The following is a 23,031-nucleotide window of genomic DNA, read 5'->3' on the forward strand; positions in this document are numbered from 1 at the left end:
CTGCAAATAGGACTCCACTGATGAACAGCATGAGCAAGCCGGTCGAAGTCGATCTCAATTCCGACATGGGGGAAGGCTTCGGAGCGTACCGGATGGGCGACGACGAAGCGATCCTGAATATCGTCACGTCGGCCAACGTCGCCTGCGGTCAACATGCGGGCGACCCGGAAATCATGGCGAGGACGTTTGCGCTCGCCAACGCGCGCGGCGTTGCCGTCGGGGCACACCCCGGCTTTCCCGACCTCTGGGGCTTCGGCCGCCGCATCATTCCCTTTTCCACCGGCGAAATCGAGCGCCTGATCGCTTACCAGATCGGCGCAGCCGAAGCGCTCGCACGCTATGCAGGCCACCGCATCACCTACGTAAAGGCGCATGGCGCGCTCGGGAACCTCACCCAGGCCGACGTGGACGTCGCCAAAGCCATTGCGCGCGCGATCAAGGCCGTGAACCCCGCGCTCATCTGCATGACCTTCTCCGGCGCCGTCATGCAAAGGGTCTGCGGCGAAATGGGACTGGAGGTCCGCAGCGAGGTCTTCGCCGACCGGGCATACGACGATGAAGGCCATCTCGTGCCGCGCAAGGTGCCGGGCTCCGTCCTGCACGACGCCGACGAGGCCGCCGCGCGGATGCTGAGGATGGTCCGCGAGGGCGCGATCGAGACGCTCTCCGGGCGCATGCTGAAGGTTCCGATCGACACGATCTGCGTCCACAGCGACACGCCCGGCGCCATCGAAATGGCGGCCAAGGTCCGGCGCACGCTCGAGGATGCGGGCGTTGTGATCAAGTCGTTCAGCCAAGGGCGCGTCAATGAATCGTGAACTCATTGAAGGGCTTGTCGCCCTGCTCCAACGCTCGTCGCTTTGCGAAATCGACTACACGAACGGCAGCCAGCGCGTATGGCTCGTGCGGGACCGCCGCGAAGCCGCGCCGTCGAGCAAGGCGATCACCGCGCACAGCCTGCGCGCGGAGAGTGAAAATTCTGCGCGGTTGCCTGCCTGCGCCGATGGCCCCGCGCTCCATGTCATTCACTCCTCCATGACGGGGACCTTCTACCGGGCGCCCGGTCCCGGGCAGCCTCAGTTCGTCTCACCTGGCGACCTCGTCGAGGAAGGGCAGACCCTCGGACTCGTCGAAGCCATGAAGCTGCTCAATCCCGTGGAAGCCGACTGGCGCGGACGACTCGTCGAGATCCTCGTTGCGGACGGCGCCACGGTCGCGCACGACACGCCGCTCTTCGTCATCGAACCCATGGAAAGCTGAGATGTTCAATACCGTACTGATTGCCAATCGCGGCGAGATCGCGCTGCGAATACTGCGTGCCTGCCGGGCTCTCGGTCTCAGGACAGTAGCCGTCCATTCCGAGGCCGATGCCGATCTCCGGCATGTCCAGCTTGCCGACCAGGCGCTGTGCATCGGCCCTGCCCCAGCTGCGAAGAGTTATCTCCAGAAGAGCGAACTGCTGATCGCCGCGCAACTGACCGGAGCCGACGCCATCCACCCCGGCTATGGCTTCCTCTCCGAAAACGCGGATTTCGCCGAGGCGGTAGAACGTGCCGGTCTCACGTTGATTGGGCCGACTTCGTCGTCCATTCGCCTCATGGGCGACAAGGTCAGCGCAAAGCGCGCGATGCGCGACGCTGGCGTGCCATGCGTGCCGGGCTCGGACGGGCCTTTGCCGCAAGACGCGGACGCCACCGCCCGCATGGCGGACGAAGTGGGTTACCCGCTCATCGTGAAAGCAGCCGGTGGGGGCGGCGGCCGGGGTATGCGAGTCGTGCGCGACCGGTCAGACCTCATTGCCGCCGCTTCAATGACCCGCGAGGAGGCGGCCGCGGCGTTCGGCAACGCCACGGTTTATATCGAACGGTTCCTCGAGCGCCCGCGACACGTAGAGATCCAGGTGCTGGCCGACACGCACGGCAACGCCGTATGGCTCGGCGAACGCGATTGCTCGATGCAGCGCCGGCACCAAAAGGTGATCGAGGAGTCTCCCGCTCCTGGCATCGATCGCGGCGAAATCAGCCGCATCGGGCAGCTCTGCGCCGAGGCTTGCGTGCGCATCGGCTACCGCGGCGCCGGCACGTTCGAGTTTCTCTATGAGAACGGCGCCTTTTACTTCATCGAGATGAATACGCGCGTCCAGGTCGAGCACCCGGTCACAGAAATGGTGACCGGCGTCGACATCGTCGCGGAGCAGATCCGCATTGCCATGGGCGCGCCACTTTCCGTCAATCAGGCTGACATCGAGTTCAACGGGCACGCGATCGAGTGCCGGATTACGGCTGAGCATCCATGGAAATTCACACCCTCGCCGGGAAAAGTCGGGACCTGGATCGCGCCGGGTGGCCCCGGCATTCGCGTGGAGTCTCACCTGTATAGCGGCTACGCGGTTCCGCCCAACTACGACTCGCTGGTTGCCAAACTCATCGCGCATGGCAAGACCCGCGAGCAAGCCATCGCACGCATGCGCGCGGCGCTCGACGAGATGGTCGTCGACGGCATCGAGAGTTCGATTCCGCTGCATCGCCGGCTGATGCTGGAGCCGCGGTTCATCGAGGGTGGCTTTGATATTCACCATCTCGAACGTCTGATCGAATCGAATGCACTTCAGGATGAAGTCAAAGCATGAATATTAAGGATATTGAATCGCTTGCGGAAGCAATGGAAACGTCGGATCTCACGCGATGCGTCATTACAGACGGCGACGAAACGCTACGACTCGTGCGCTCGATACGGCCTGCCGAGGCCGATGATCACCTGCTTCGGGATGCAGGTTCCGCGTCTGAACCAGGCAGCGTGCCGGTCCGTGTGCGCGCGCCGTGCTCAGGGAATTTCCGCAGCACCCATCCGCTGCGGCCGGAGGCTGCCGCTAGCGAAGGCGCCGTCGTTTCCGAAGGCCAGAACCTGGGGTACATGCAGATCGAATCGGTGCTTTTTCCGGTCACGGCGCCATCGGGCGGACGTGTGGGCCCCAGCTTCGTCCCCGAAGGCGCCCTCGTTGGCTACGGCGACGCGTTGACTGAAATCGCAATGACACTCTCTACAGGGCAATAACATGACGCCTCTGGCATTTCGCCGAAACGTAAGGCAAGGAAAGTTCACGGGGCCCACCGCCGGGCAATGCGAGGGGTACGTCCAGGCCAACCTCGCCATCTTGCCCCAGGCGCACGCGGGCGCGTTCAGGCAGTTTTGCGAGCTCAACGACAAGGCCTGCCCCTTGCTCGCGATCAGTAATCCAGGCGAATGGACGCTCCCCACGCTGGGCGAGGATATCGACATCCGGCAGGACGTCCCTGCCTACTGGATCTATCGAAACGGCGAAAAGACCGAAGTCGTGCATCAGTTGGTCGACGTCTGGCGCGACGACCTGGTCGTGTTCGCGCTGGGGTGCTCGTTCTCGTTCGAGCATCTCCTCTTGCGAGAAGGCATTCCGGTTCGCCATGTCGAGCTTGGTGGCAGCGCTCCCGTTTATGTCACGAACCGGCCTAACCGGCCCGCGGGCCCATTCGCGGGCAACCTCGCCGTGTCGATGCGGCCGCTCGCGCCGGCCGATGCGATACGTGCGATCGAGATCACTAGCCGGTATCCGGGCGTTCACGGCTCGCCCGTGCATTTTGGCGATCCGTCGGCCATCGGGATCGGTGACCTCGGCCGGCCCGACTTTCCGGGAATTGCCGACGTGCGCGCAGGCGAGGTACCGGTTTTCTGGGCCTGCGGGTTGACTCCGCAGGTGGCGCTCCTCGGTGCAAAGCTCGACTTTGCGGTCGGACACGCGCCAGGCCATATGCTCGTTACGGACCTTCGGCTGGACCAGGCCGAGCGGTCCGAAGCGTTGCCCGTGCGGAGCGCTCCGCAGGTCGATCCGGCCAGTCGTCTCTAGTTGCGCAGATACCCGTTTGTCGCCGGATCAGGCATCAGGAAAGACACGACCGCGACGATCGCGCAGGTTGCCGTAACGTACCAGAAGAATATTGACTCTGCGCCGTGTGCCTTCAGGGATAACGCGGCGTATTCGGCCGACCCACCGAACACCGCGTTAGCGATGGCATATGGCAACCCAACGCCGAGCGCGCGCACCTCGGGAGGAAACAATTCGGCCTTGATCAGACCGCTGATGGACGTGTACAAGCTCAATACGGCAAGTGCGAGAACGATCAGGGCGAACGCCGCGTAGGGATTGGTGACGGTACGGAGTGTATCGAGCAACGGAACGGTGCCAAGCGCCGACAGCACCCCGAAAAGTACCATTGAACGCCGCGCACCAATGCGGTCGGAGAGCGCTCCAAAGGCCGGCTGCATCAACATGTACACGATCAGCGCAACAGTCATCAGGCCACTGGCGGTTTTCGCCGACATACCCGCGCTGTTGACCAGATACTTTTGCATGTAGATCGTGAACGTGTAGAAAGCGAGTGAGCCGCCCGCCGTGAAACCGATGACAGTCGCCACGGCACGCTTGCGCATGAGGAGGCCCGAGAGGGTTCCGGCCTCCGCGTTGTGCTGGCTTCGCGTGGTTGTCGTCTCTTCGAGCGAGCGGCGCAGATACAGCGCGACCAGCGCACCGACTCCTCCCATGGCGAAGGGAATCCGCCATCCCCACAACACCAGATCGGCATGCGAAAGGAGTTGCTGTAAGAACACGACTACGACCAGCGCAGCGATCTGGCCGGCGATGATCGTGACGTACTGAAAGGACGCAAAAAATCCGCGTCGCCCAGCGTAGAGCAAAGCAAAGATGTCAATTCGAACTCCCTGAAGCGCAGGGATTCCGCACACCGAATTGACGACTTTATTTGCAGTCTCAACGAAATAATGTCGTCAATTCGCATAAGTCCGCATTAAATTCGTCAATTCGCGTTCTAGACTTCGAATCCCGCTCCTAAGGTCTTGATCTTATGGACGTTCCTGCGCACCTGACGCAGCCGGTCGCGCTCGCGCGAGCGCGCGGCGCACACCGCTTCGAAGTCTTCAGCCCGAAGCTCAAACGCCGGCTGACACTCGACCGACGCTGCGCCGTCGATCAATGGTTCGTGCTCGAATCCGATCCGACCGTGCGCGCCTTTTGCGAGCGTCCATGCTTTGTTCAGTTCCATGGCCGGCGATATCTCATCGATTTCCACGTCTGCTACGCTGACCGTCAAGAACTGCTGCTCCTACCCGATCCGGTCATCGTGGAAGACGGCAAATCTCGTGCGGCCGATGATGCCAGCGCGATGACTGTGCGCCACGTCGAGTCCGCAGAGCTGGTGGCCTCGCGTATCTGGGTCGACAACTGGCAGCGCATCCTGCCGTGTCTGATCGCCACACGCGGTCTCGTGCCAGCTTCGCTGCTCAACTCGATCGAGCGCTTCGTCGCAACGTCTCAGTCATTGCTCGACATCGAGCGAGAGTTCTCAACGGGTGACCCCATTGTCGTGCGCGCGGCCTTGTTCGGCCTGTTGCATACAGGCCGCGTGACAGCACCCGAGTTGCGCACCGAGCCACTTTCGTGGCTCACGCGCTTTGCTGCTGTCGAGGCCCGATCATGAGTCGCCGCAAACCCGAACTGCAAGCACTTGACCTGACGACGTGGCCGACCGTGGCGTGGACCGAGTTCGTTGCGCCTGCGCGCGAGCGCATCCGGCTTCGGATGCAAGCAATCGAGCGTTACGCGCGCGGCGAGCCTGTCAAGGACATCGAGCACGCGACCGGTGTGAATCGCCGGCAGCTCTATCGCTTGCTCGAGCGGGCGCTCGAACTGCATCACGACGGGCGCATCTATGGGTTTCGCGCGCTGATCGCGCATGTCCGCGTAACAGAGTACGTCCGTGTGCGCCCCGTCACCGTACAAGGCGAGCGGGGCAGCCGTGGCGCCGTGGGCGCCCTCTCACAGCTGTTTGAGCGTTACCCTACCCTCGCCGGCTGGCTCCGGCTGCAGCTCAAGCAGCGCCGCGTCAAGCTTGATCAGCGCCATACCGACGGCGCGCTGCATACGCGCCTGCGCGGCCTGCAAGCATTGCACACGGAATTCCTGCAGCAGTGCCGGAAAGTGGGCCTGACGGCGGCGGATTATCCGTTCAATACGGCTGGCCAGGCGATTCGCTCCCTCTCGGCGTGCGTGAAGGCGGAGCTGCTACGCAGTTTCGGTACTGCTGCGCGCGCGGCCGGCGCCTCGCACCTCAAAGGCTTGCCTCGCCCTGATGATGAGGCAGGCGCGCCAGCGGCAAGCCGCCCCTATCAGGTCGTCGAATTCGATGGTCACAAGCTCGACATCCGGCTCAAGGTCGTCGTGTCCGATCCACTGGGCTTCGCGCATGAGTTCGAAATCGAACGGGTTTGGTTGCTTGTCATCATCGACGTCTGCACGCGCGCGGTGCTCGGCTACCACCTTGTGCTGGCGCGCGAGTACAGCCGCTACGACGTCATCAAGACCATCGAGAAAGCGCTTGAGCCCCACCCCACGCGCATCTTCAGCATTCCCAGTCTCGCGTACGGAACACACGACGGGTTTCCTTCCCAGCGTCTGCCCGAGCTGGCCTACGTGGCGTGGGAGTGGATGAAGCTCGACAACGCGAAGGCGAATCTCGCGAGCGACACGCTGGCCGCACTGTGCGAATTCGTCGGCTGCAGCGTAGACGCCGGTCCCCACTATAGCCCGGACGAGCGACCTTATATCGAGCGCTTCTTTGGCACGGTCGCGTCTCGCCTGTCTTCGCGATTGCCCGGCTACACCGGTTCGCACCCGCGCGATCTGCGCCGGGCGCTGGCCGACCCCAAGGGCAATCTGCGCCTCTACGTGTCGCTCGACGAGCTGGAGGAATTGATCGAATATGCGATCGCCAGCTACCACGGCACTCCGCATGCAGGCCTGAATAGCATCACGCCGCTTGAAGCGATGACGTATTTCGTGCGCGGCAAACAGCAGCTGCTCACCTGGCTTCCTGAGCAGCACCGGCGAACGCTGTGCCTGATGCAAACGGCCAGGCGCTGCCGCGTGCGGGCTTATCTTGAGCAGGGCGTGCGCCCGCACATCAACCTGTATCGGGTCCGCTACACCAACCCCGTGCTCGCCTGCAGCACGCACCTGATCGGGCAGCCGCTGCTCGTCTACATAAATGCGGACGATCTGCGCTGTGTGCGCGCCTTTCTCGCCGACGGCACCGAACTCGGCGTACTTGAGGCGCAAGGGGCATGGCGCGTCGTACCGCACAATCTCAAGCTGCGTCAGGAAATTCTGAAGCTACATGGCGACAGGCGCGCCCGTCCGCTCGGCTCCAATCCCATCGAAGCATACATACAAGCCAAGCTTGCCGAGGCCAGGAAGACGCGCAAGGCCGCATCCGACCTCGCTCAGGCGATGCGCATGCTCGCCGCAGCACCCATGGTATGCGTGCCGCCAGGTCCCGTGACATCGGCCGAGATCGCCGCGCCGGCGGCGGCGCTGGCCGCGGCGCCGAACGCCGAAACGACCCCGCCTGCGAGTGTGCGTCCCCGCAAGCTCACCATTGGCACCGGACAGGTTTTCTAACGCTGTCGTTTGCAAGGGAGGCCCCATGTCGCCGCAAATCCCACGTCCGATCGACCCGTCGCTGCACCCGCTCGTCACAGGCAATTACCGCATCGCAACACCCCCCATCGAGGCGTTCCATGAGCTCGTCACGCGCTACCTGCGCTACCGGATCATGGGGGCGCTCATTTACGGCCCCTCGCGCATCGGTAAAACTCGCGCAATCGAGTACGTGCGGCTCATGCTCGCGCGTCAGCACCCGAAGATGACGACCTTCCACGCGCAGTGCGAGCACAAGCCGCGGCACGCCGAAGGTCCATTCTTCGTGAACTTGCTGGAGGCCGTGGGCGATCACGCGCCGAACTCCGGCACCAATCCGGCCAAACGCATGCGCCTGACGCTGCGCATTCGCGAGGCCGCCGCCCGCGCCGGCAGCAGCACGGTGCTGCTCTTTTGTGACGAGGCGCAACGCTACAACGAGAACGAATACGAGTGGCTGCGTGATGTGCATGACGCCCTCGATCGTCAGTACATCAAACTCTTTACCTTTCTTGTCGGACAGGAGGATCTGCTCGCTCAGAAGACGGCGCTGCAGGTCGCCGGCAAGACACAGATTGTCGCGCGGCTCATGGTCGAGGAATTCGCCTTCTGCGGCATCCGCAACGCCGAAGATGTCGCCACGTGCCTGGACGGCTACGATCAAACAGCCTACCCGGAGGGCAGCCAGTGGAGCTTTACCCGCTTCTACGTGCCGCAGGCGTTTGACTCCAGCTACCGCCTGATCGACGACGCCGGTGTGCTATGGCAGGCGTTCGAGGCAGCACACCACAAGGCGAGCTTGCCGGGCCGGCTGGAAATCCCGATGGAATCGTTCGCACGCGCCGTCGAAATCGTGCTCAAGGACAGCGAACTCAAAGATGCACCCGGTTACTGTCCCACGGCAGCCTTGTGGGCTTACGCCGTGCAGCATTGCGGCTACGTCCAATCCCGCCATGCCACCGGACGCGTGCTTGTCCCCGCGTGATCCCGCAGTGCTCAAGCCGCCACGCTTTCCGATTCTGACCTTTGACGAGCGGCAAGTCTCGCTCGCGTTCGGCAGCGTGTTCAACCTCAAGTGGCTGGTGCCCGGAGAATCACTTGTCTCGATCCTGTGGAAGTTCGCATGTGCCAATTCGCTGCCCAGCCACGTGCTCGTTCAGTTGTTGAGCCCCGAGGCTGACGCGTCTGAAGGCGTGGCGCCGGTGCGCGACGACATCGACCTCATGCGCCTGTGCCGCGTCCTCCGCCTACCCCAGTACGTCTTGCGCATCTCGTTGCTCGATACGGCACGCTCAGGTCGGTATCACGCGACGTTCCGGTATTGCCGACAATGCGTGGCGCACGGTTACCACAGCGTGCTGCATCAGCTCGAGGATGAAGATCATTGCCCGGCGCATCATCAATCGCTCGAAACGCGCTGTCCGCACTGCCGCGGCGAGACACCTTATCTCGTCAACACCAGCGTGATCGAGGCGCCGTTTCGATGCGTCTGGTGCCATTCGCACTTCAGTTATGGGCGTCTTTCTCTTCTGTCGACCACGCCTGCAATGCGTAGGCGGGACCGCATCGCCCTGACTCGCCGACTGCATCTGCGCTTGGGCAACGGCATCGTCGCCGCAGTCGATCAAGGGCCGATCGCCGCCCCTTGTTGACGCCCACGCGATGCCACGCCGGTGACAACTTTAATTCGTTTCCGGTAAACATTTGAATTTACGGTTATTTTTCGGCAGGCTTCGCAATGGGGCCGCGAAGTGACATCTTTATTAGCGAAGTTGTGACATCTTTATTTTGGTCTACGGCTCGCGGCACCGCGAGTGCGCGATGAGTTGCGTTCGTCCAATGCATTCGACGTCATAGGCGTCAGTCGCCGGCCATCGGAACCGATCACCAGCGACCGTCCCGACGCGCCTCTTCGATGCATTGAGAGCGACCGCGTTGCCCACCTGCGCAAGAGCCTTCCGCACGCTTTCTCAAGCCGAAAGCGGCGCCATACTGTCACCATGATCCGATGGCGACTTTCAAGGCAGTAGTATTGTGTAAGGTGTCTGCATTCGGCAATTCGTGTTGCGGTCGTACAGAAATTGCTGCAGTCAGTTGAGTTCTCCGGCCAACTTCGGCACGACGGTGAACAGATCGCCAACGAGGCCGTAATCGGCCACGCTGAAGATAGGCGCTTCTTCGTCCTTGTTGATTGCGACGATCACTTTCGAATCTTTCATGCCCGCGAGGTGCTGGATCGCGCCTGAGATACCGACCGCGATGTACAGCTGGGGCGCAACGATTTTTCCGGTCTGGCCGACTTGGTAATCGTTGGGCACATCGCCCGCATCCACCGCCGCGCGTGATGCGCCGAGCGCTGCGTTGAGCTTGTCGGCGAGCGGCTCCAGCACCTTCGTGTAGTTCTCGCCGCTGCCCAGACCCCGGCCGCCCGAGACGATGATCTTCGCGCTCGTGAGTTCCGGACGGTCCAGCTTCGTGACTTCGCGGCCGACGAACTGTGAGAGTCCGCTGTCTGCTGCCACATCGAGCTTCTCCACCGCTGCGCTGCCGCCTTCGGCCGCAACTGCGTCGAATGCCGTCGTGCGAACCGTGATCACCTTGATGGGGTCTTGCGACTGAACCGTTGCAATGGCGTTGCCCGCGTAGATCGGGCGCTCGAACGTGTCGGGCGAGTCCACTGCCGTGATGTCGCTGATCTGCGCGACGTCCAGCTTCGCGGCAATGCGCGGCGTCACGTTCTTGCCCGCTGCCGTTGCCGGCGCGAGGATGTGCGAGTAGTTCTTCGCCGCATTTTGCACAAGCGTCAGAACCGTCGCTTCGACGTTCTCAGCAAGACCTGCTTCGAGTTGCGGCGCGTCGGCCAGCAGCACCTTCGAAACGCCCGCGATCTTCGCCGCGGCTTCAGCAGCCGCTTGAGCGTTGTGGCCTGCAACCAGCACGTGCACGTCGCCGCCGATCTTCTGCGCGGCAGCCACGGTATTCAGCGTCGCAGCCTTGATGGTTGCGTTGTCGTGTTCAGCAATAACCAGATTCGTCATTTCTTTCTTGCTCCCCTAACCTTTACAGCACCTTGGCTTCGGTCCTCAGCTTCTCGACCAGCGTATTCACATCGGCAACCTTCACGCCTGCGCTGCGCTTGGGCGGCTCGGCAACCTTCAGGGTCTTCAGACGCGGCGTGACATCGACACCGAGGTCCTCGGGCTTGAGCGTCTCCAGCGGCTTCTTCTTTGCCTTCATGATGTTCGGCAGCGTGACGTAGCGCGGCTCGTTCAGGCGCAGGTCCGTCGTGACCACCGCGGGCAGCTTCAGCGACAGCGTTTCCGCGCCGCCATCGACTTCACGCGCGACCGTGGCCTTGCCGTCGGCCACCGTGAGCTTCGAAGCGAACGTCGCTTGCGGCAGGTTCGCCAGCGCGGCGAGCATCTGGCCGGTCTGGTTCGAGTCGTCGTCGATCGCCTGCTTGCCGAGGATCACGAGCTGCGGCTGCTCCTTGTCGACCAGCGCCTTGAGCAGCTTCGCGACCGCCAGCGGCTGCAGGTCTTCATTCGATTCGATGAGGATCGCGCGATCCGCGCCAATGGCGAGCGCCGTGCGCAGCGTTTCCTGCGCTTGCGTGACACCGGCAGATACAGCGATCACCTCCGTCGCCACACCGGCGTCCTTCAGACGAACCGCTTCTTCCACGGCGATTTCGTCGAACGGGTTCATCGACATTTTCACGCTGGCGATGTCGACGCCCGTGCCATCCGACTTCGCACGAACCTTCACGTTGAAGTCAACAACCCTCTTCACTGCAATCAGAATTTTCATACTCGATATTTCCTGATAACTCATCGTGGGAGCCGAAGCGGCAATAGCAGCCTCGAAGGCGGCTCTGGGGGGGAAATGCGTCTGGAAGACGTTTCATCGTCAGCCCTTTTGCGCCGGACACAAGTCAATAAATGACGGGATAGGAATGATGGGATTTCTGGCGCGCCCCTCTCGGCGACCAAGCTTAGCCATTTTCATCGTGCGAAAGATAATGAACAATTTCCAAATAAACTGACAGACCGTCAAATGCGATTTGACAATCGTGTACACGCCCTGGGCGAGATCGGGTGGCAAGAGGAATAGGCCATTTGCAGCACGCCGCGCTCATTCAACGCCCGGAAGGACGCACAACGAGAGGCCGCAACTGATGCACCGCCACATAATGCTTCGGGCGCCCGGAAGCATCGCACCGCTGCCCCATCCTTGCTGATTTGGAATCGGGGTCTATACTTCCGTAGCCTTCGGCAGTCCCGTTGTCAACCATTGCCCACGTCGACGGAGGGAATATGAATCTACAACGCGGCATCAAGATCGCTGGCTTAAGTGCGCTGTTCGCTAGCCCCTTAGCCTTTGCACAATCGTCACCCAACTACATAGACGGACCTCAACCACTGACCCGCGCCGAAGTCCGACAGCAGGTGATTGATCTGAAGGCTGTTGGATACCGCCCCGATATCACCAGCAACACCCTGTACCCGGACGATCTCCTCGAAGCTAAGCGACGATTGGCCTGCAAGCAAAACGTGCAGGCCAACGGCGAGGGACCGGCTGAATGGAAACAGCGTTGCAACATTAAAAGCACAATAACAATCGTCAATCCGTAAGACCGTTGGCCAAAAAAGAACTCAGGCGGCAGAGAACATCGACAACGTTTTCTTGCCGTCTTCCTCGCACCGAATCGACTACCTGTTGCGCATCGACCGTGAGCCACAAATGGCAAACCCGGCTTAAGGCTGTGTTTTCATTTGTTCGTCGCCCTCGCTTCTGCCGTTTTGTGTAGCGACGTGGACGTTGACCGAGGCACAGGGACTGGCAAACGCACTGAACCAGCAGAGAAGCATCTGGTTCACCGTATCAGCGTTCTCATACTGAATCCAGTGTCCTCCGGGAAGAACCGCCCACTTGCGGCCGCGACGACCTCTTGAGAGCCAATCTGCGACCTTGGCCGGGTAATTCGCGGTTACGTCGCCTTCACCCCAGATGAACAGAATTGGATTCCAGAACGTCTCCAGCATGTCCCGTATCATGCTTTGCCGCGTAAAATTCCCACCGCGATAGCGGCACTGTCGGCAGGTCGATTCATAGACTTCGAGCGCCACGTCATCTGTGCAGGCAGAGCGTTGAAGCATCAGCGACATAAGGTTGTGGCGGAACGCGTCTTTCTGCTCCCGACCTTCAAGCTTGCGCCATGAAATCATGGCTTTCGTTTGCCGGCGCCCCTGACCATGTCCGCTGGGGCCAAGCAGCGCGATACGTCGAATCGCGGGCCACTGCTGCGCAAACAGGGCCGTGATAACGCCCCCCAGGGAGAAGCCCGCGATGTCAATCTCCGTTTCCAGATTGATTAATTCGGATAACGAGGCAACTAGCGCTGCCGCCATATCCTTCAACGATTCCATCGGATCTTCTCTTTCGATCATGGTTCCGGATTCGCCCATCGAAGGAAGATCCGGCACCCAGACCGTGTGTTTCCACGAGAGAGGCTCGATATTCTTGACCCAGTGCAGCCAGTTGCCATACCCGCCGTGAATGAGCACCAACGGTGAGCCCGAACCGAATTTTCGCCAGACCACGGGTATTGTTCCCCAGAAGACCGTATATTTTTCACCGCTGCCCGCGAGGCGCCGGATTTCGTCGTTCAGACTAGCAATAGCCATAGTCTGGCTTCCCTTCCTTCCATTACTATTCGGAACCTGTCAGTCGTGGTCCAGGGATCAGGTCTTTCCTTGCACCCGGAAATTCACCAGCTCCACAGCACCCGCACTGAAATAGCTGGACAGATCGGCCCCGTAATCCCTGCGGCTCACGAGTGCAGATACAACCGCGGTCCGGAAACCTTCGGAGATCACGTTTGTGTCTTGCTGGGCAGCATTGATATTCCTGTCTTGTGTCACCATCTGGATCTTCGGTTACTGCGTCAGGCCGCGAATCCCCGCGTTGAAGTTCACCATGGGCGATCCTGCATCGTCGGTGGTCGTCTTGCGAATCTTGCCCACGAACATCTCGTGCGTCCCCAAGGTCGTCGTGTGGATGACGTCACATTCCACATTGGCCAACGCGTCAACCAGGACCGGCAGGCCGTCCAGACCTGAGCCCCATTGCCCGTTAGCAAAACGGGCGCACCCCTGCGGCTCCTTCAGGAACTTTGTCACCACGTCGTGGTGCGCCTGGCCCAGGATGTTGGCCACGAACTTGCCATGGGTTTTCAGCGGCTCGAGCATGGATGAATCGCGGTGCACGAAGAAGCCGACCAACGGCGGCTCAGCCGAAATCGCCGTCAAGCTAGATACAACCATCCCGCTCGGATTTGCGATATCTCCCGTGGTGATCGCCGAGACGCCCGCCGGAAGCATGCGCATCGCCGCCTTGAAATCGTCGACGGAACTCCCGGCCGCGTTTTCATTGCGCACGATGTGCGCACGAATCAGGCCATCTTCGTTCACCCAGTTGAATTTTCTGGCGAAGCCCACCATCGCTTCGAAGCCGGTCTCCCATTCAGCGTCCCCGGCCTTACCGGACAGGAAACGGATGACCTGGGGATTCACCCAGACGTGCTCTTCATCCGAACGCTGACCGACCCGTGCAATCGCCTGATTCAGCAAGGGGTCAGGCTGCTCGTCTACCAGGATTTCGAATTGTTTGAAGTGCGACGGCGCAATAAGCGTAATCGCACCGCTGTTCGTCAAATGTAGACGCATTACAGGTCTCCTTATTTCTTGCTTACTGATTGATCAAGCCATTACTGCCGTTTCGTTCCGTTCCAGCTCCTTGCGCACTGCCGGGATGATCTTGTCGCCCCAGAGCTCGATCTGCTTGAGCATCATTTTCTGGTCGCAGTCACCAAGCTGCGTTTGAAGTGCAATATGGTTCGGCTTCAGGATTTCGATTTCCGTGAGAAGCTTGTCGATCACTTCATTGACTGAACCAACCGGAAGATTCTGGCGTAACTGGTCGAGGGTCATGTCGGCCGCGCACGGCGTTTCCCTCATGAGGTACCCGTCGTCTATGTCCATGCGACGATCCTTCAGCGCCTCCGAAATACGGCGCGCCCAGCGCGCCGAATCCAGATACGCATCGACTTCAGCCTTGCTGTCCGATGCGAAGCCGCAGCGCAGAAAGCCGATCTTGGTCTTGCCGAGATCTTTGCCCAGCTCCGAGGCCAGACCTTCCAGCCGACCGCGCAAACCGCGCAAAGCGTCGTTGCCGCCGTGCAGAACCGTGGTGAACAGATTCACGTTTTCGTTGAATGCGCGACCCAGCGTGCCCGGGTTCATCGACGTAATCCACAGCGGCACCTTTTTCTGCACCGTGCGGATCGCAATCGACGTCGGTAGCATTTCGAAATGCTTTCCCTTGTAGTCGAAGACCTTCTCGTTCAGGCCCTTGTTGAGGATGTCCCAGATCTCGTGGAAGATCTCGCCACTGTTTGCGAGGTTGCAGCCGAATCGCTCGAATTCGAATTGCTGGTAGCCCGAGCCGATGCCGAGTTCGAGACGCCCTTCAGAGAGCGTGTCGGCCAGACCGATTTCAGTGAGCAGACGCGCGGGGTGATAGAGGGGCAGGATACAAACGGCCGAGCCCAGACGGATCTTCGTCGTCTTGGCAGCTGCGTGAGCAATCGTCATCAGGGGCGACGGCGAGAGCGAGTAGTTGTTGAAATGGTGCTCGGCATACCACGCGGCATCGAAGCCCGCCTGTTCAGCGACCACCGTCTGCTCGATCGTATTGTGAATGATGCTCTGCGAAGTCTGCGCATACGAGCGCTGCTGACCCAAAAGAAATACACCAAATTCCATGATGACGTCTCCGTTGTAATGGTTAGTTGAATTCGATTAATGGGTATCCACTGCAACCGATTCTAAGCAGTTCGACGAATCCAGCACAATCCAAGAAACTCTCCTTCTGTATTAAGAATTTGACATCAATGCGCTTCAAATCCCGTCTTTTTCAATCACGTAAATAAAATTGCATAGATGCAAATCGTCCTGCAAATGAATCAGGACAGGCGGGGGCGATCATGGGACGCAAGGGAATCGCTGTGCCACGATTCGCGCAGGGAACGAGAGAGAGCTGCAAGCGGCAACTGGCGGGCGCGTACGAGCACCACTGCCTCGAACAGCAGCATGTAACCGCTGAGCTTGCCGGCCAATCGGGCTCGACAGGCGCCATACGGCCGTCGGGCAATTTGATGCGCGGCGTTCGATTTTCGAGGTTGCACAATTGAAGGCGCGCCGCCTTTTGCAAGCGCGCGCCGCGTCAGATCAGGTCACACCACGCCCCGGTTCGCCAGATCGTCGATACGCTCGGCACTATAGCCCAGCACGTCTTGCAGCACGTCGCGCGTGCCCTCGCCCAGTTGTGGCGGCGCGCGCCGTACCGGCATGCGTTCGCCGTCGAAGCGCCATGGCGGCGCGAGCACAGGCGTGGTGCCCGATTCCGTATGCGGGTGAGGCTGCATGGTCAGCAGCCCTGCCTGCGTCGCGCGCGGCGAAAGCAGTGCTTCGCGCAGCCCCGCCACTTCGCCGCATGGAATGCCCGCACCTGCGAGCTTGTCCAACAACGCGGCACGCTTTTCGGCCGCAATGGCCTGGCGGACTTCGGGCAGCAGCGCGGCGCGGTTCTGCGAGCGCAGGATATTGGTCTTGAAGCGCGCGTCGTCGGCAAGATCCGGGCGCAGCAGCACTTCACGGCAAAAACGGTCGTACTGGCCGTTATTGCCTACCGCGACCACGAGCGGGCCATCGGCGGCTTCGAATACGCCATACGGAACGATCGACGGATGCTCGTTGCCAAAACGCGGCGGATCCTCTCCGGCCACGAGCGCTTCGAGTCCGTAATAGGCCGTGATCATGAGCCCGCAGTCGAACAGCGCCATTTCGATGTGACGCCCGGCCCCGGTGCGCTCTCGCTCGTAAAGCGCGGCGAGAACCGCCTGCGCCGAGTACATGCCGGTGAAAAGATCGACGGCCGCAACGCCGAATTTAAGCGGCGGCCGTTCGGCCTCGCCATTCAACGCCATCAATCCAGCTTCGCCCTGCACGAGCAAATCGTAGCCGGGGCGCTCCGCTTCCGGGCCGGCGCGATCATAGCCGGAAATCGAGCAATAAACGAGCTTGCCATTTTCTCGTTTCAATTGGTCGTAACCGAGGCCGAGTTTTTCCGCGCCTCGAAATTTGAAGTTCTGAATGACGACATCGGAGGTCCTGGCAATATCGCGCGCGATCTGCTGTCCTTCCGGCGTCTGCAAGTCGAGCGTGAGCGAACGCTTGTTGCGATTCACGCTATTGAAATAGGCTGTTTCGGTGCGACCAATGCGTAAGCCCCAGTCGCGCGTGTCGTCGCCGCGCCCAGGATGCTCGACCTTGATAACCTCCGCGCCCAGGTCGCCGAGCACCATGGCGCACCACGGGCCGGCGAGCACACGGGAAAGATCGAGCACGCGCACACCGGCAAGCGGCAAAGCCGTGTTTTCCGAAGCCATTGAATCGTTCCTCATTGCAGCCCGGCAACGCCTGCATCGCAGGGCTGTATCGCTGCTGTGCCTAGAAGTTGTGACGGATGCCAAGCCGGGCGACAACCTGCTTACCCGTCGAGCTATCCACGATATTGTCGATGTCGGCCACCGCGCGGCCACCTTGCGAGTTCACGCCGCGCGAATCCTGGTAGCCAACCGCAACGTACAGCATCGTGCGCTTCGACAGATCGTACGAAGTCCGCATGTAGAACTGGTTCGAATGCTGGTTGCCAATCTTCGTGCCGTCAGCCTTGGTCACGCCAGCCGAAGTCTGGTAGTTCCATCCCACCGCCGTCGAAAAGAAGGGCGTCCACATGTACTGAGCGCCCAGATCGAAAGTGTTGAACGTGGCCGATCTGCCGTTGAATGCCCTCATATTGCCGAACTGGGCATTCGACCACGAACCGGCGAACGTCCAGGCGCCCTTCGTGTACTGTGCGGCGATCATTGCGATCTGGTACGACTGCGCGCTGACGTAGCCAGTGTCCAATTGATGGCTCAGCAGCGTGCCCGAGCCATTCGACGTGAACCAGCCGGTGCTGCCCGCAGGGCCGGTTGGGTTCTTGAAGAACTCATATGCAGCACCCACCTTCAGGCCCACGCCCGTATCGTATTGCGCGCCGAAGTTGTATTGCAGGCCATTGGTAACGTCGCCGGCAACGCCACCCAGGGCAAGGCCGCCCCCGAACGTCAGGCCCCTGATGTTCGGGCTCAGATAGCGGATCGAGTTGTTTTCGCGCAGGTTGATTGCGGCGTTGTCGAGGTCGCCCGCGTGCATGGCGGCGCCGTTCGAGGCCAGCGAACCCGCATCCAGCACCATCGTGAAGTTGTAGACTGAATCGTACTGGCGGCCCAACGTCACCTGACCGTATTGCGAGTTTCGCAGGCCGACAAAGATCTGACGGCCCCACATCAGACCACCTTGACCGAAGCCACCGGTCGGCATGTTAATGCCCGATTCCAACGTAAAGATCGTGTGAAGCCCGCCACCCAGATCCTCGTCACCACGGATACCCCAGCGCGATCCCGCCGTACCCGACAGCGAGTCCATAGCGATTTTCGAGCCGGCCGGTGTAACGGTGCCGTTTGCGTTCGTCGTGCCTGTGTTGTTCGTGTACGTAATGGCCTGGTCGAGAATACCGTACACCATCACCGAGCTTTGTGCATGTGCCGCAGCGGCAAACGTTGACAATGCGGCAACCGCGAAAGTCTTTTTCATTGCATGTCTCCAATATATTTCTATTAATTGCGTTACCGGACACAACCGATGTCCGTCTGCAAGAGGCAAAGCGATCGAAAAGGCTGGCTAGTTTCGATCCCTGATCGACAGGACTACAAAAAACGAACTTCTACGGCTATTTCTTTCAGGCGCTTTTCGCCTCCGCAGCCCTCTCCTATGGCTGCGAACATGCCTGTCTTCGAATAAAGCGGCGTTTTAACGCGGTGCAGTCGGGAGGCGCCTGGATTGCCGGTTACTGCGCGAGGCCGCGAATTCCCGCGTTGAAATTCACTATCGGCGATCTTGCATCGTCGGTGGTTGTCTTGCGGATCTTGCCCACGAACGTCTCGTGCGTGCCCAAGGTCGTCGTGTGTATGACGTCATACTCGACAGTGCGACGGCACAATAGGCGTAATCGCGCCACTGTTCGTCATGCGCCGACGCATAGCCGTAGTCTTTCTATTCCGCTCTTTTAAGCCGCGAGCTTGGCATTGCGCGCCAGTTCCTTGCGCACTGCCGGGATGATCTTGTCGCCCCAGAGCTCGATCTGCTTGAGCATCGTCTTCTGGTCGCAGTCACCAAGCTGCGTTTGAAGTGCAATATGGTTCGGCTTCAGGATTTCGATTTCCGTGAGCAGCTTGTCGATCACTTCATTGACTGAGCCGACCGGAAGGTTCTGGCGCAGCTGGTCGAGGGTCATGTCGGCCGCGCACGGCGTTTCCCTCATGAGGTACCCGTCGTCCACGTCCATGCGACGATCCTTCAGCGCTTCCGAAATACGCCGTGCCCAGCGCGCCGAATCCAGATACGCATCGACTTCAGCCTTGCTGTCCGATGCGAAGCCGCAGCGCAGAAAGCCGATCTTGGTCTTGCTGAGGTCTTTGCCCAGCTCCAAGGCCAGACCTTCGAGCCGACCGCGCAAACCGCGCAAGGCGTCGTTGCCGCCGTGCAGGACCGTGGTGAACAGGTTCACGTTTTCGTTGAATGCGCGACCCAGCGTGCCCGGGTTCATCGACGTGATCCACAGCGGCACCTTTTTCTGCACCGTGCGGATCGCAATGGAGGTCGGCAGCATTTCGAAATGCTTCCCCTTGTAGTCGAAGACCTTCTGGTTCAGGCCCTTGTTGAGGATGTCCCAGATCTCGTGGAAGATCTCGCCACTGTTTGCGAGGTTGCAGCCGAATCGCTCGAATTCGAATTGCTGGTAGCCCGAGCCGATGCCCAACTCGAGACGCCCTTCAGAGAGCGTGTCGGCCAGTCCGATTTCAGTGAGCAGACGTGCGGGGTGATACAGGGGCAGGATACAAACGGCCGAACCCAGACGGATTTTCGTGGTTTTAGCCGCTGCGTGAGCAATCGTCATCAGCGGCGACGGCGAGAGCGAGTAGTTGTTGAAATGGTGCTCGGCGTACCAGGCGGCATCGAAGCCCGCCTGCTCGGCCACGACCGTTTGCTCGATCGTATTGTGAATGACGCACTGTGATGTCTGAGCGTAGCTGCGCTGCTGCGCAAGAAGAAATACGCCGAATTCCACGATGGCATCTCCGTTGCAATGGTAAGTAGATTACTGGCTGGAGCTTAATCTGGAGCGGATTCTAAGCAGTTCAGCGACCATCGCACAACCCAGAAAATGTCTCGTTCTGTATTGCGAATTTGACATCAATACTCACGCAATTGCAGCTTTTCTGTGTAGTAAAGTAGCCTCGCACATGGAGGGATATGTTCGATCCAGATTCGGCATTAACCCCAATGGTTCAGCAGTGCGTTTCCTGTAGATGGCACGTTGCGGCTCCGTTTTCGCTATTCGGCAAACGGGCCCATGGAGTGAGACTTTAGACAGATAAAACAGGACGACAATGAACGGACTGATGCAACAAAGGCAGCTCCTGATCTCCGATTTGATCGAGCACGCGGCCAACAACCATGGCGATCAAGAGATCGTATCCAGCCTGGGCGACGGCACTCTCCATCGTTATACCTGGTCTGCCGCTCGTGGCCGCGCGAAGCAGGTTGCAAACCTCATCCAGTCACTCGGGGTGGCCGTTGGTCAGCGTGTCGCGACGCTGGCCTGGAATACGCATCGCCACCTTGAACTCTACTATGGGGTTTCCGGCACTGGCGCAGTCCTGACGACCGTGAATCCGCGCCTGTTCACGGAACAGATCGTCTACATCCTGAATCATTCCGGGAGCACACATGTGTTCTTCGACGCGAGCCTGGCAAAGCTGGTGGCAGAGATCGCGCCGCAATGCCCGAATATAAAAGGCTTCATCGCGCTGTGCGAAGCCAATCAGATGCCAGACATCGCGGTTCCGGGTCTCGCCTGCTATGAGTCGCTGATGGACGAGTGCAGTGACGTCTACGCATGGCCGCAACTCGACGAAAATAGCGCGTCGTCCATGTGCTATACCTCGGGCACGACGGGCAAGCCCAAGGGTGTGCTGTATAGCCATCGGTCGACCGTCCTGCATGCCATGGCCACGTGCATGGCGGACAGCTTTGCCATCAGCGCCCGCGACAGCATCCTGCTGGTCGTGCCCATGTTCCATGTGAACGGTTGGGGCATCCCGCATTCCTCGGCAATGGCCGGTGCAAGGCTCGTTCTTCCGGGCTCGCGACTTTCCGGCGAGAACGTCTACTCGATGCTTCGCGACGAGCAATGCACCGTGTCTTGTGGCGTGCCCACTGTCTGGCTTTCGCTGCTCGAATACGCGGAAAACGTGGACCCGGAACAGCGTCGTCGCGACATCGTCTTGACCCGCGTACTTTCCGGGGGATCGGCTGCCCCTCGACGCATTATCGAGAAGTTCGAGCAGTATTTCGGTGTCTATTTGTGTCAGGCGTGGGGTATGACTGAAACGAGTCCTGTCGTGACCGTGAACGTTCCCCTACCCAGGCACAGCCACCTGACGCTCGATGAGCGCTTCGACCTGCAAATGCTGGCCGGCCGTCCGCTGCCCGGTGCCGAAATCGCGATCTTCGATCACGAAGGCAATCGCCTTCCCCGCGATGGTCATACCACGGGTCAACTAAAAGTGCGCGGCTCCTGGATTGCCCGCGCCTATTACAACCGCGACAACCGCGAAGACGACGCGTGGGACGCGAATGACTGGTTCGCAACCGGCGACATGGCGACGTTGAATGCGGACGGCTATCTCAAGATCACGGATCGCGCGAAAGACGTGATCAAGTCGGGCGGTGAATGGATTTCGTCGCTGGACCTGGAAAGCGCGGCGCTCAGCCATCCTTCGATTGAAGAGGCGGCGGTTATTGGCCTGCGCCACTCGCACTGGCAGGAGCGCCCGCTACTCATCGCGGTCAAGCGCAAGGGCATGGACGTGACGGCTGAAGACGTGCTGGAGCACATGCGCATTCACGTTGCGAAGTGGTGGCTTCCCGATGACGTTGTCTTCGTGGATTCCCTCCCCCACACCGCGACCGGGAAACTCCACAAGGTTCCGCTGCGCAAGCAATTCGAGAGCTTCAGGTTCTCGACCGATGTCGAAAATGCTTAAGGATATGCGTATGCCGTCCCAGAAAACTGTTCTTATCACGGGTTCCGCTTCCGGTATCGGTTATGCCAGCGCCATGCGTTTCGCCAAAGCTGGCTGGCGCTGCGTGCTGGTGGATTATCAGGCTGAGGCGTTGCGAGGTTTGATCGGGAAAATGCCGCTGACTGGCGAGCCGCACCTGATTCGCGTCGTCAATTTGATGGAGCCCGCGGAAATCGCGGCACTGGCCGAGGATATGCCGGATCTCGACGCGATCATCAACAATGCAGGCATGTCGGACAGCACGCAATTGCCGCTCACGGCGATGACGCAAGAGCAGTTTGCGCCCCTCGTCCGCCTGAATCTGGATGCGCCTCGTCTGATTTTTCAGGCGCTGGAAAAGAAGCTCAAGCCGCATGGCCGCGTCGTCAATGTCTCGTCGGGCGCTGGGCTGCATGCAATCCCATTCCGTGGCGCTTACTCCCCCACGAAGACCGGTGTTATCGCATTCACGAAGGCGCTGGCCAAGGCACGTCCGGATCTCGGCGTGACCGCCCTGTGCCCGGGTTTTGTACGCACGGAACTTGTGCGTCGCTTGATCGAATCGGGCCGCCTCGATCCGGTTCGCGCCGCTGGCAAAACTCCCCTCGGTCGTATTGCCGAGCCGGTCGAACTTGCTGAAGCCCTGTTCTTCCTCGCCAGCGAAGGCGCGCGCCCTCTCTCGGGTTCCGCTGTGTCGGTGGACGGTGCGGCTTCGGTCTACGGAGGCTCAATCCAGTGCGCCCCGGCCGAGTACGACGTTGTGCCCATGGACACGGAAACGGCCATCGACGTCGTGGGCGCCGCCCCGGACGCCAGACAGAACTGGATGTCGCTACAGACCAAAAACAAGGACGCCAGGTACCAGTCGGTTATCGACGCTTCCGTGCTGAACGCACCGGATGGCCAGCGCCTGAATGCCGCGCATGAAGCAGCAAAAAGATTCGCTCGCTCCTGTACGCACAACGCAAGCCTGATTTTCCTGCTCCCCGCGCATACCGACGACTGGGCTACCTGCGGTGACGAAGCGGCGGCACGCATGTTCGTCGCGACGCAGGCCTGCGAATGGGGCTCGAAGGGTTTGCGCGTCAACTCGCTCGACGTCCATCCGCAGACCCCGGTCTCCAGGGTGCAGCCCATCGCCCACTACGTGGCGAGCGCGGCGGCGCAATTCCTGACCGGCCAGTCGTGGACGATAACCCCCTGATTGCTG

Annotated in this window: 21 protein-coding genes and 2 pseudogenes; 12 read left to right on the forward strand and 11 right to left on the reverse strand. The window is 60.5% G+C overall.

Annotated elements, in window-relative coordinates; all coding sequences use genetic code 11:
- The first annotated feature begins 20 nt into the window (after positions 1-20).
- The 5 genes from P5W99_RS38730 to P5W99_RS38750 are packed head-to-tail and all read left to right on the forward strand — an operon-like array spanning position 21 to position 3,880.
- Positions 21-818, forward strand: a complete 798-nt coding sequence (locus tag P5W99_RS38730; RefSeq protein ID WP_434667272.1) for a LamB/YcsF family protein — start codon at positions 21-23, stop codon at positions 816-818.
- Positions 808-1,260, forward strand: a complete 453-nt coding sequence (locus P5W99_RS38735) for an acetyl-CoA carboxylase biotin carboxyl carrier protein (protein ID WP_434667275.1) — start codon at positions 808-810, stop codon at positions 1,258-1,260. Before P5W99_RS38730 ends, P5W99_RS38735 begins: the two co-directional genes overlap by 11 nt.
- 1 nt (position 1,261) lies before the next feature.
- On the forward strand, positions 1,262-2,629 hold the full coding sequence (accC, locus tag P5W99_RS38740; protein ID WP_434668425.1) for an acetyl-CoA carboxylase biotin carboxylase subunit: 1,368 nt from the start codon (positions 1,262-1,264) through the stop codon (positions 2,627-2,629).
- Positions 2,626-3,054, forward strand: coding sequence for a hypothetical protein (locus tag P5W99_RS38745; protein ID WP_434667278.1), 429 nt, complete (start codon positions 2,626-2,628; stop codon positions 3,052-3,054). Before accC ends, P5W99_RS38745 begins: the two co-directional genes overlap by 4 nt.
- A gap of 1 nt (position 3,055) precedes the next feature.
- The gene (locus P5W99_RS38750; protein WP_434667281.1) at positions 3,056-3,880 is read left to right on the forward strand and encodes a putative hydro-lyase; all 825 of its coding nucleotides are present in this window, start codon (positions 3,056-3,058) and stop codon (positions 3,878-3,880) included.
- Here P5W99_RS38750 and P5W99_RS38755 read toward each other — a convergent pair.
- A pseudogene (locus P5W99_RS38755) lies at positions 3,877-4,716 on the reverse strand (MFS transporter); the annotation flags it as partial. The gene P5W99_RS38750 and the pseudogene P5W99_RS38755 overlap by 4 nt on opposite strands.
- A gap of 179 nt (positions 4,717-4,895) precedes the next feature.
- Between P5W99_RS38755 and P5W99_RS38760 the strand changes: the two are divergent.
- The 4 genes from P5W99_RS38760 to P5W99_RS38775 all read left to right on the forward strand — a co-directional run bounded on the left by P5W99_RS38760 (position 4,896) and on the right by P5W99_RS38775 (position 9,177).
- Positions 4,896-5,528 carry a hypothetical protein gene (locus P5W99_RS38760; RefSeq protein ID WP_434667283.1) on the forward strand — a complete coding sequence of 211 codons (633 nt, stop codon included), beginning with the start codon at positions 4,896-4,898 and terminating at the stop codon, positions 5,526-5,528.
- Entirely contained in the window at positions 5,525-7,507 is a 1,983-nt protein-coding gene (locus P5W99_RS38765) for an integrase (RefSeq protein ID WP_434667285.1), read from the forward strand. The genes P5W99_RS38760 and P5W99_RS38765 overlap by 4 nt, the downstream gene beginning before the upstream one ends.
- A 25-nt stretch (positions 7,508-7,532) precedes the next feature.
- A complete protein-coding gene (locus P5W99_RS38770) occupies positions 7,533-8,510 on the forward strand; it encodes an AAA family ATPase (protein ID WP_434667288.1) in 978 nt (325 codons plus the stop codon).
- Positions 8,511-8,586: 76 nt separating this feature from the next.
- Positions 8,587-9,177 (forward strand): hypothetical protein, encoded by a 591-nt coding sequence (locus P5W99_RS38775; RefSeq protein WP_434667291.1) that lies wholly within the window; start codon positions 8,587-8,589, stop codon positions 9,175-9,177.
- A 438-nt stretch (positions 9,178-9,615) separates the two neighbouring features.
- Here the strand turns inward: P5W99_RS38775 and P5W99_RS38780 are convergent, their stop codons facing one another.
- A complete protein-coding gene (locus P5W99_RS38780) occupies positions 9,616-10,563 on the reverse strand; it encodes an electron transfer flavoprotein subunit alpha/FixB family protein (RefSeq protein ID WP_434667293.1) in 948 nt (315 codons plus the stop codon).
- A 22-nt stretch (positions 10,564-10,585) separates the two neighbouring features.
- On the reverse strand, positions 10,586-11,335 hold the full coding sequence (locus tag P5W99_RS38785) for an electron transfer flavoprotein subunit beta/FixA family protein (protein WP_434667296.1): 750 nt from the start codon (positions 11,333-11,335) through the stop codon (positions 10,586-10,588).
- A 506-nt stretch (positions 11,336-11,841) separates the two neighbouring features.
- Between P5W99_RS38785 and P5W99_RS38790 the strand changes: the two genes are divergently transcribed.
- Positions 11,842-12,159, forward strand: coding sequence for a DUF4148 domain-containing protein (locus tag P5W99_RS38790; RefSeq protein ID WP_434667299.1), 318 nt, complete (start codon positions 11,842-11,844; stop codon positions 12,157-12,159).
- A gap of 123 nt (positions 12,160-12,282) precedes the next feature.
- On the opposite strand, the gene P5W99_RS38795 is transcribed toward P5W99_RS38790, so the two are convergent.
- The 8 genes and pseudogenes from P5W99_RS38795 to P5W99_RS38830 form a co-directional block, all read right to left on the reverse strand.
- Positions 12,283-13,212: an alpha/beta fold hydrolase gene (locus P5W99_RS38795; protein WP_434667302.1), complete on the reverse strand. Its 930-nt coding sequence runs from the start codon at positions 13,210-13,212 to the stop codon at positions 12,283-12,285.
- A gap of 57 nt (positions 13,213-13,269) precedes the next feature.
- Positions 13,270-13,452, reverse strand: coding sequence for a hypothetical protein (locus P5W99_RS38800; RefSeq protein WP_434667305.1), 183 nt, complete (start codon positions 13,450-13,452; stop codon positions 13,270-13,272).
- 12 nt (positions 13,453-13,464) lie between these two features.
- Positions 13,465-14,253, reverse strand: a complete 789-nt coding sequence (locus P5W99_RS38805) for a flavin reductase family protein (RefSeq protein WP_434667308.1) — start codon at positions 14,251-14,253, stop codon at positions 13,465-13,467.
- Positions 14,254-14,286: 33 nt separating this feature from the next.
- Positions 14,287-15,351 carry an LLM class flavin-dependent oxidoreductase gene (locus tag P5W99_RS38810; RefSeq protein ID WP_434667310.1) on the reverse strand — a complete coding sequence of 355 codons (1,065 nt, stop codon included), beginning with the start codon at positions 15,349-15,351 and terminating at the stop codon, positions 14,287-14,289.
- 242 nt (positions 15,352-15,593) lie between these two features.
- Positions 15,594-15,772, reverse strand: a pseudogene (locus P5W99_RS38815) (ISL3 family transposase); the annotation flags it as partial.
- 49 nt (positions 15,773-15,821) lie between these two features.
- On the reverse strand, positions 15,822-17,036 hold the full coding sequence (locus P5W99_RS38820) for a CaiB/BaiF CoA transferase family protein (protein WP_434667313.1): 1,215 nt from the start codon (positions 17,034-17,036) through the stop codon (positions 15,822-15,824).
- A gap of 61 nt (positions 17,037-17,097) precedes the next feature.
- Positions 17,098-18,288: a porin gene (locus P5W99_RS38825; protein ID WP_434667316.1), complete on the reverse strand. Its 1,191-nt coding sequence runs from the start codon at positions 18,286-18,288 to the stop codon at positions 17,098-17,100.
- A gap of 472 nt (positions 18,289-18,760) precedes the next feature.
- A complete protein-coding gene (locus P5W99_RS38830; protein WP_434667319.1) occupies positions 18,761-19,822 on the reverse strand; it encodes an LLM class flavin-dependent oxidoreductase in 1,062 nt (353 codons plus the stop codon).
- Positions 19,823-20,144: 322 nt separating this feature from the next.
- Here P5W99_RS38830 and P5W99_RS38835 point away from each other — a divergent pair, with 322 nt between their 5' ends.
- Both P5W99_RS38835 and P5W99_RS38840 read left to right on the forward strand, forming a co-directional pair.
- Positions 20,145-21,803 carry a long-chain fatty acid--CoA ligase gene (locus P5W99_RS38835; RefSeq protein WP_434667322.1) on the forward strand — a complete coding sequence of 553 codons (1,659 nt, stop codon included), beginning with the start codon at positions 20,145-20,147 and terminating at the stop codon, positions 21,801-21,803.
- Between the two features lie 10 nt (positions 21,804-21,813).
- On the forward strand, positions 21,814-23,025 hold the full coding sequence (locus P5W99_RS38840) for an SDR family NAD(P)-dependent oxidoreductase (RefSeq protein ID WP_434667325.1): 1,212 nt from the start codon (positions 21,814-21,816) through the stop codon (positions 23,023-23,025).
- Positions 23,026-23,031 lie beyond the last annotated feature (6 nt).

It is taken from the genome of Paraburkholderia sp. A3BS-1L (genome assembly GCF_051125215.1).
Classification (GTDB): domain Bacteria; phylum Pseudomonadota; class Gammaproteobacteria; order Burkholderiales; family Burkholderiaceae; genus Paraburkholderia.

Coding starts and splice junctions, on each gene's coding strand:
- P5W99_RS38790 (WP_434667299.1), top strand. CDS start 11,842: ATGAATCTACAACGCGGCATCAAGATCGCTGGCTTAAGTGCGCTGTTC.
- P5W99_RS38785 (WP_434667296.1), bottom strand. CDS start 11,335: ATGAAAATTCTGATTGCAGTGAAGAGGGTTGTTGACTTCAACGTGAAG.
- P5W99_RS38745 (WP_434667278.1), top strand. CDS start 2,626: ATGAATATTAAGGATATTGAATCGCTTGCGGAAGCAATGGAAACGTCG.
- P5W99_RS38735 (WP_434667275.1), top strand. CDS start 808: ATGAATCGTGAACTCATTGAAGGGCTTGTCGCCCTGCTCCAACGCTCG.
- P5W99_RS38825 (WP_434667316.1), bottom strand. CDS start 18,288: ATGAAAAAGACTTTCGCGGTTGCCGCATTGTCAACGTTTGCCGCTGCG.
- P5W99_RS38810 (WP_434667310.1), bottom strand. CDS start 15,351: ATGGAATTTGGTGTATTTCTTTTGGGTCAGCAGCGCTCGTATGCGCAG.
- P5W99_RS38840 (WP_434667325.1), top strand. CDS start 21,814: ATGCCGTCCCAGAAAACTGTTCTTATCACGGGTTCCGCTTCCGGTATC.
- P5W99_RS38770 (WP_434667288.1), top strand. CDS start 7,533: ATGTCGCCGCAAATCCCACGTCCGATCGACCCGTCGCTGCACCCGCTC.
- P5W99_RS38800 (WP_434667305.1), bottom strand. CDS start 13,452: ATGGTGACACAAGACAGGAATATCAATGCTGCCCAGCAAGACACAAAC.
- P5W99_RS38750 (WP_434667281.1), top strand. CDS start 3,056: ATGACGCCTCTGGCATTTCGCCGAAACGTAAGGCAAGGAAAGTTCACG.
- P5W99_RS38795 (WP_434667302.1), bottom strand. CDS start 13,212: ATGGCTATTGCTAGTCTGAACGACGAAATCCGGCGCCTCGCGGGCAGC.
- P5W99_RS38805 (WP_434667308.1), bottom strand. CDS start 14,253: ATGCGTCTACATTTGACGAACAGCGGTGCGATTACGCTTATTGCGCCG.
- accC (WP_434668425.1), top strand. CDS start 1,262: ATGTTCAATACCGTACTGATTGCCAATCGCGGCGAGATCGCGCTGCGA.
- P5W99_RS38820 (WP_434667313.1), bottom strand. CDS start 17,036: ATGGCTTCGGAAAACACGGCTTTGCCGCTTGCCGGTGTGCGCGTGCTC.
- P5W99_RS38730 (WP_434667272.1), top strand. CDS start 21: ATGAACAGCATGAGCAAGCCGGTCGAAGTCGATCTCAATTCCGACATG.
- P5W99_RS38765 (WP_434667285.1), top strand. CDS start 5,525: ATGAGTCGCCGCAAACCCGAACTGCAAGCACTTGACCTGACGACGTGG.
- P5W99_RS38760 (WP_434667283.1), top strand. CDS start 4,896: ATGGACGTTCCTGCGCACCTGACGCAGCCGGTCGCGCTCGCGCGAGCG.
- P5W99_RS38835 (WP_434667322.1), top strand. CDS start 20,145: ATGAACGGACTGATGCAACAAAGGCAGCTCCTGATCTCCGATTTGATC.
- P5W99_RS38780 (WP_434667293.1), bottom strand. CDS start 10,563: ATGACGAATCTGGTTATTGCTGAACACGACAACGCAACCATCAAGGCT.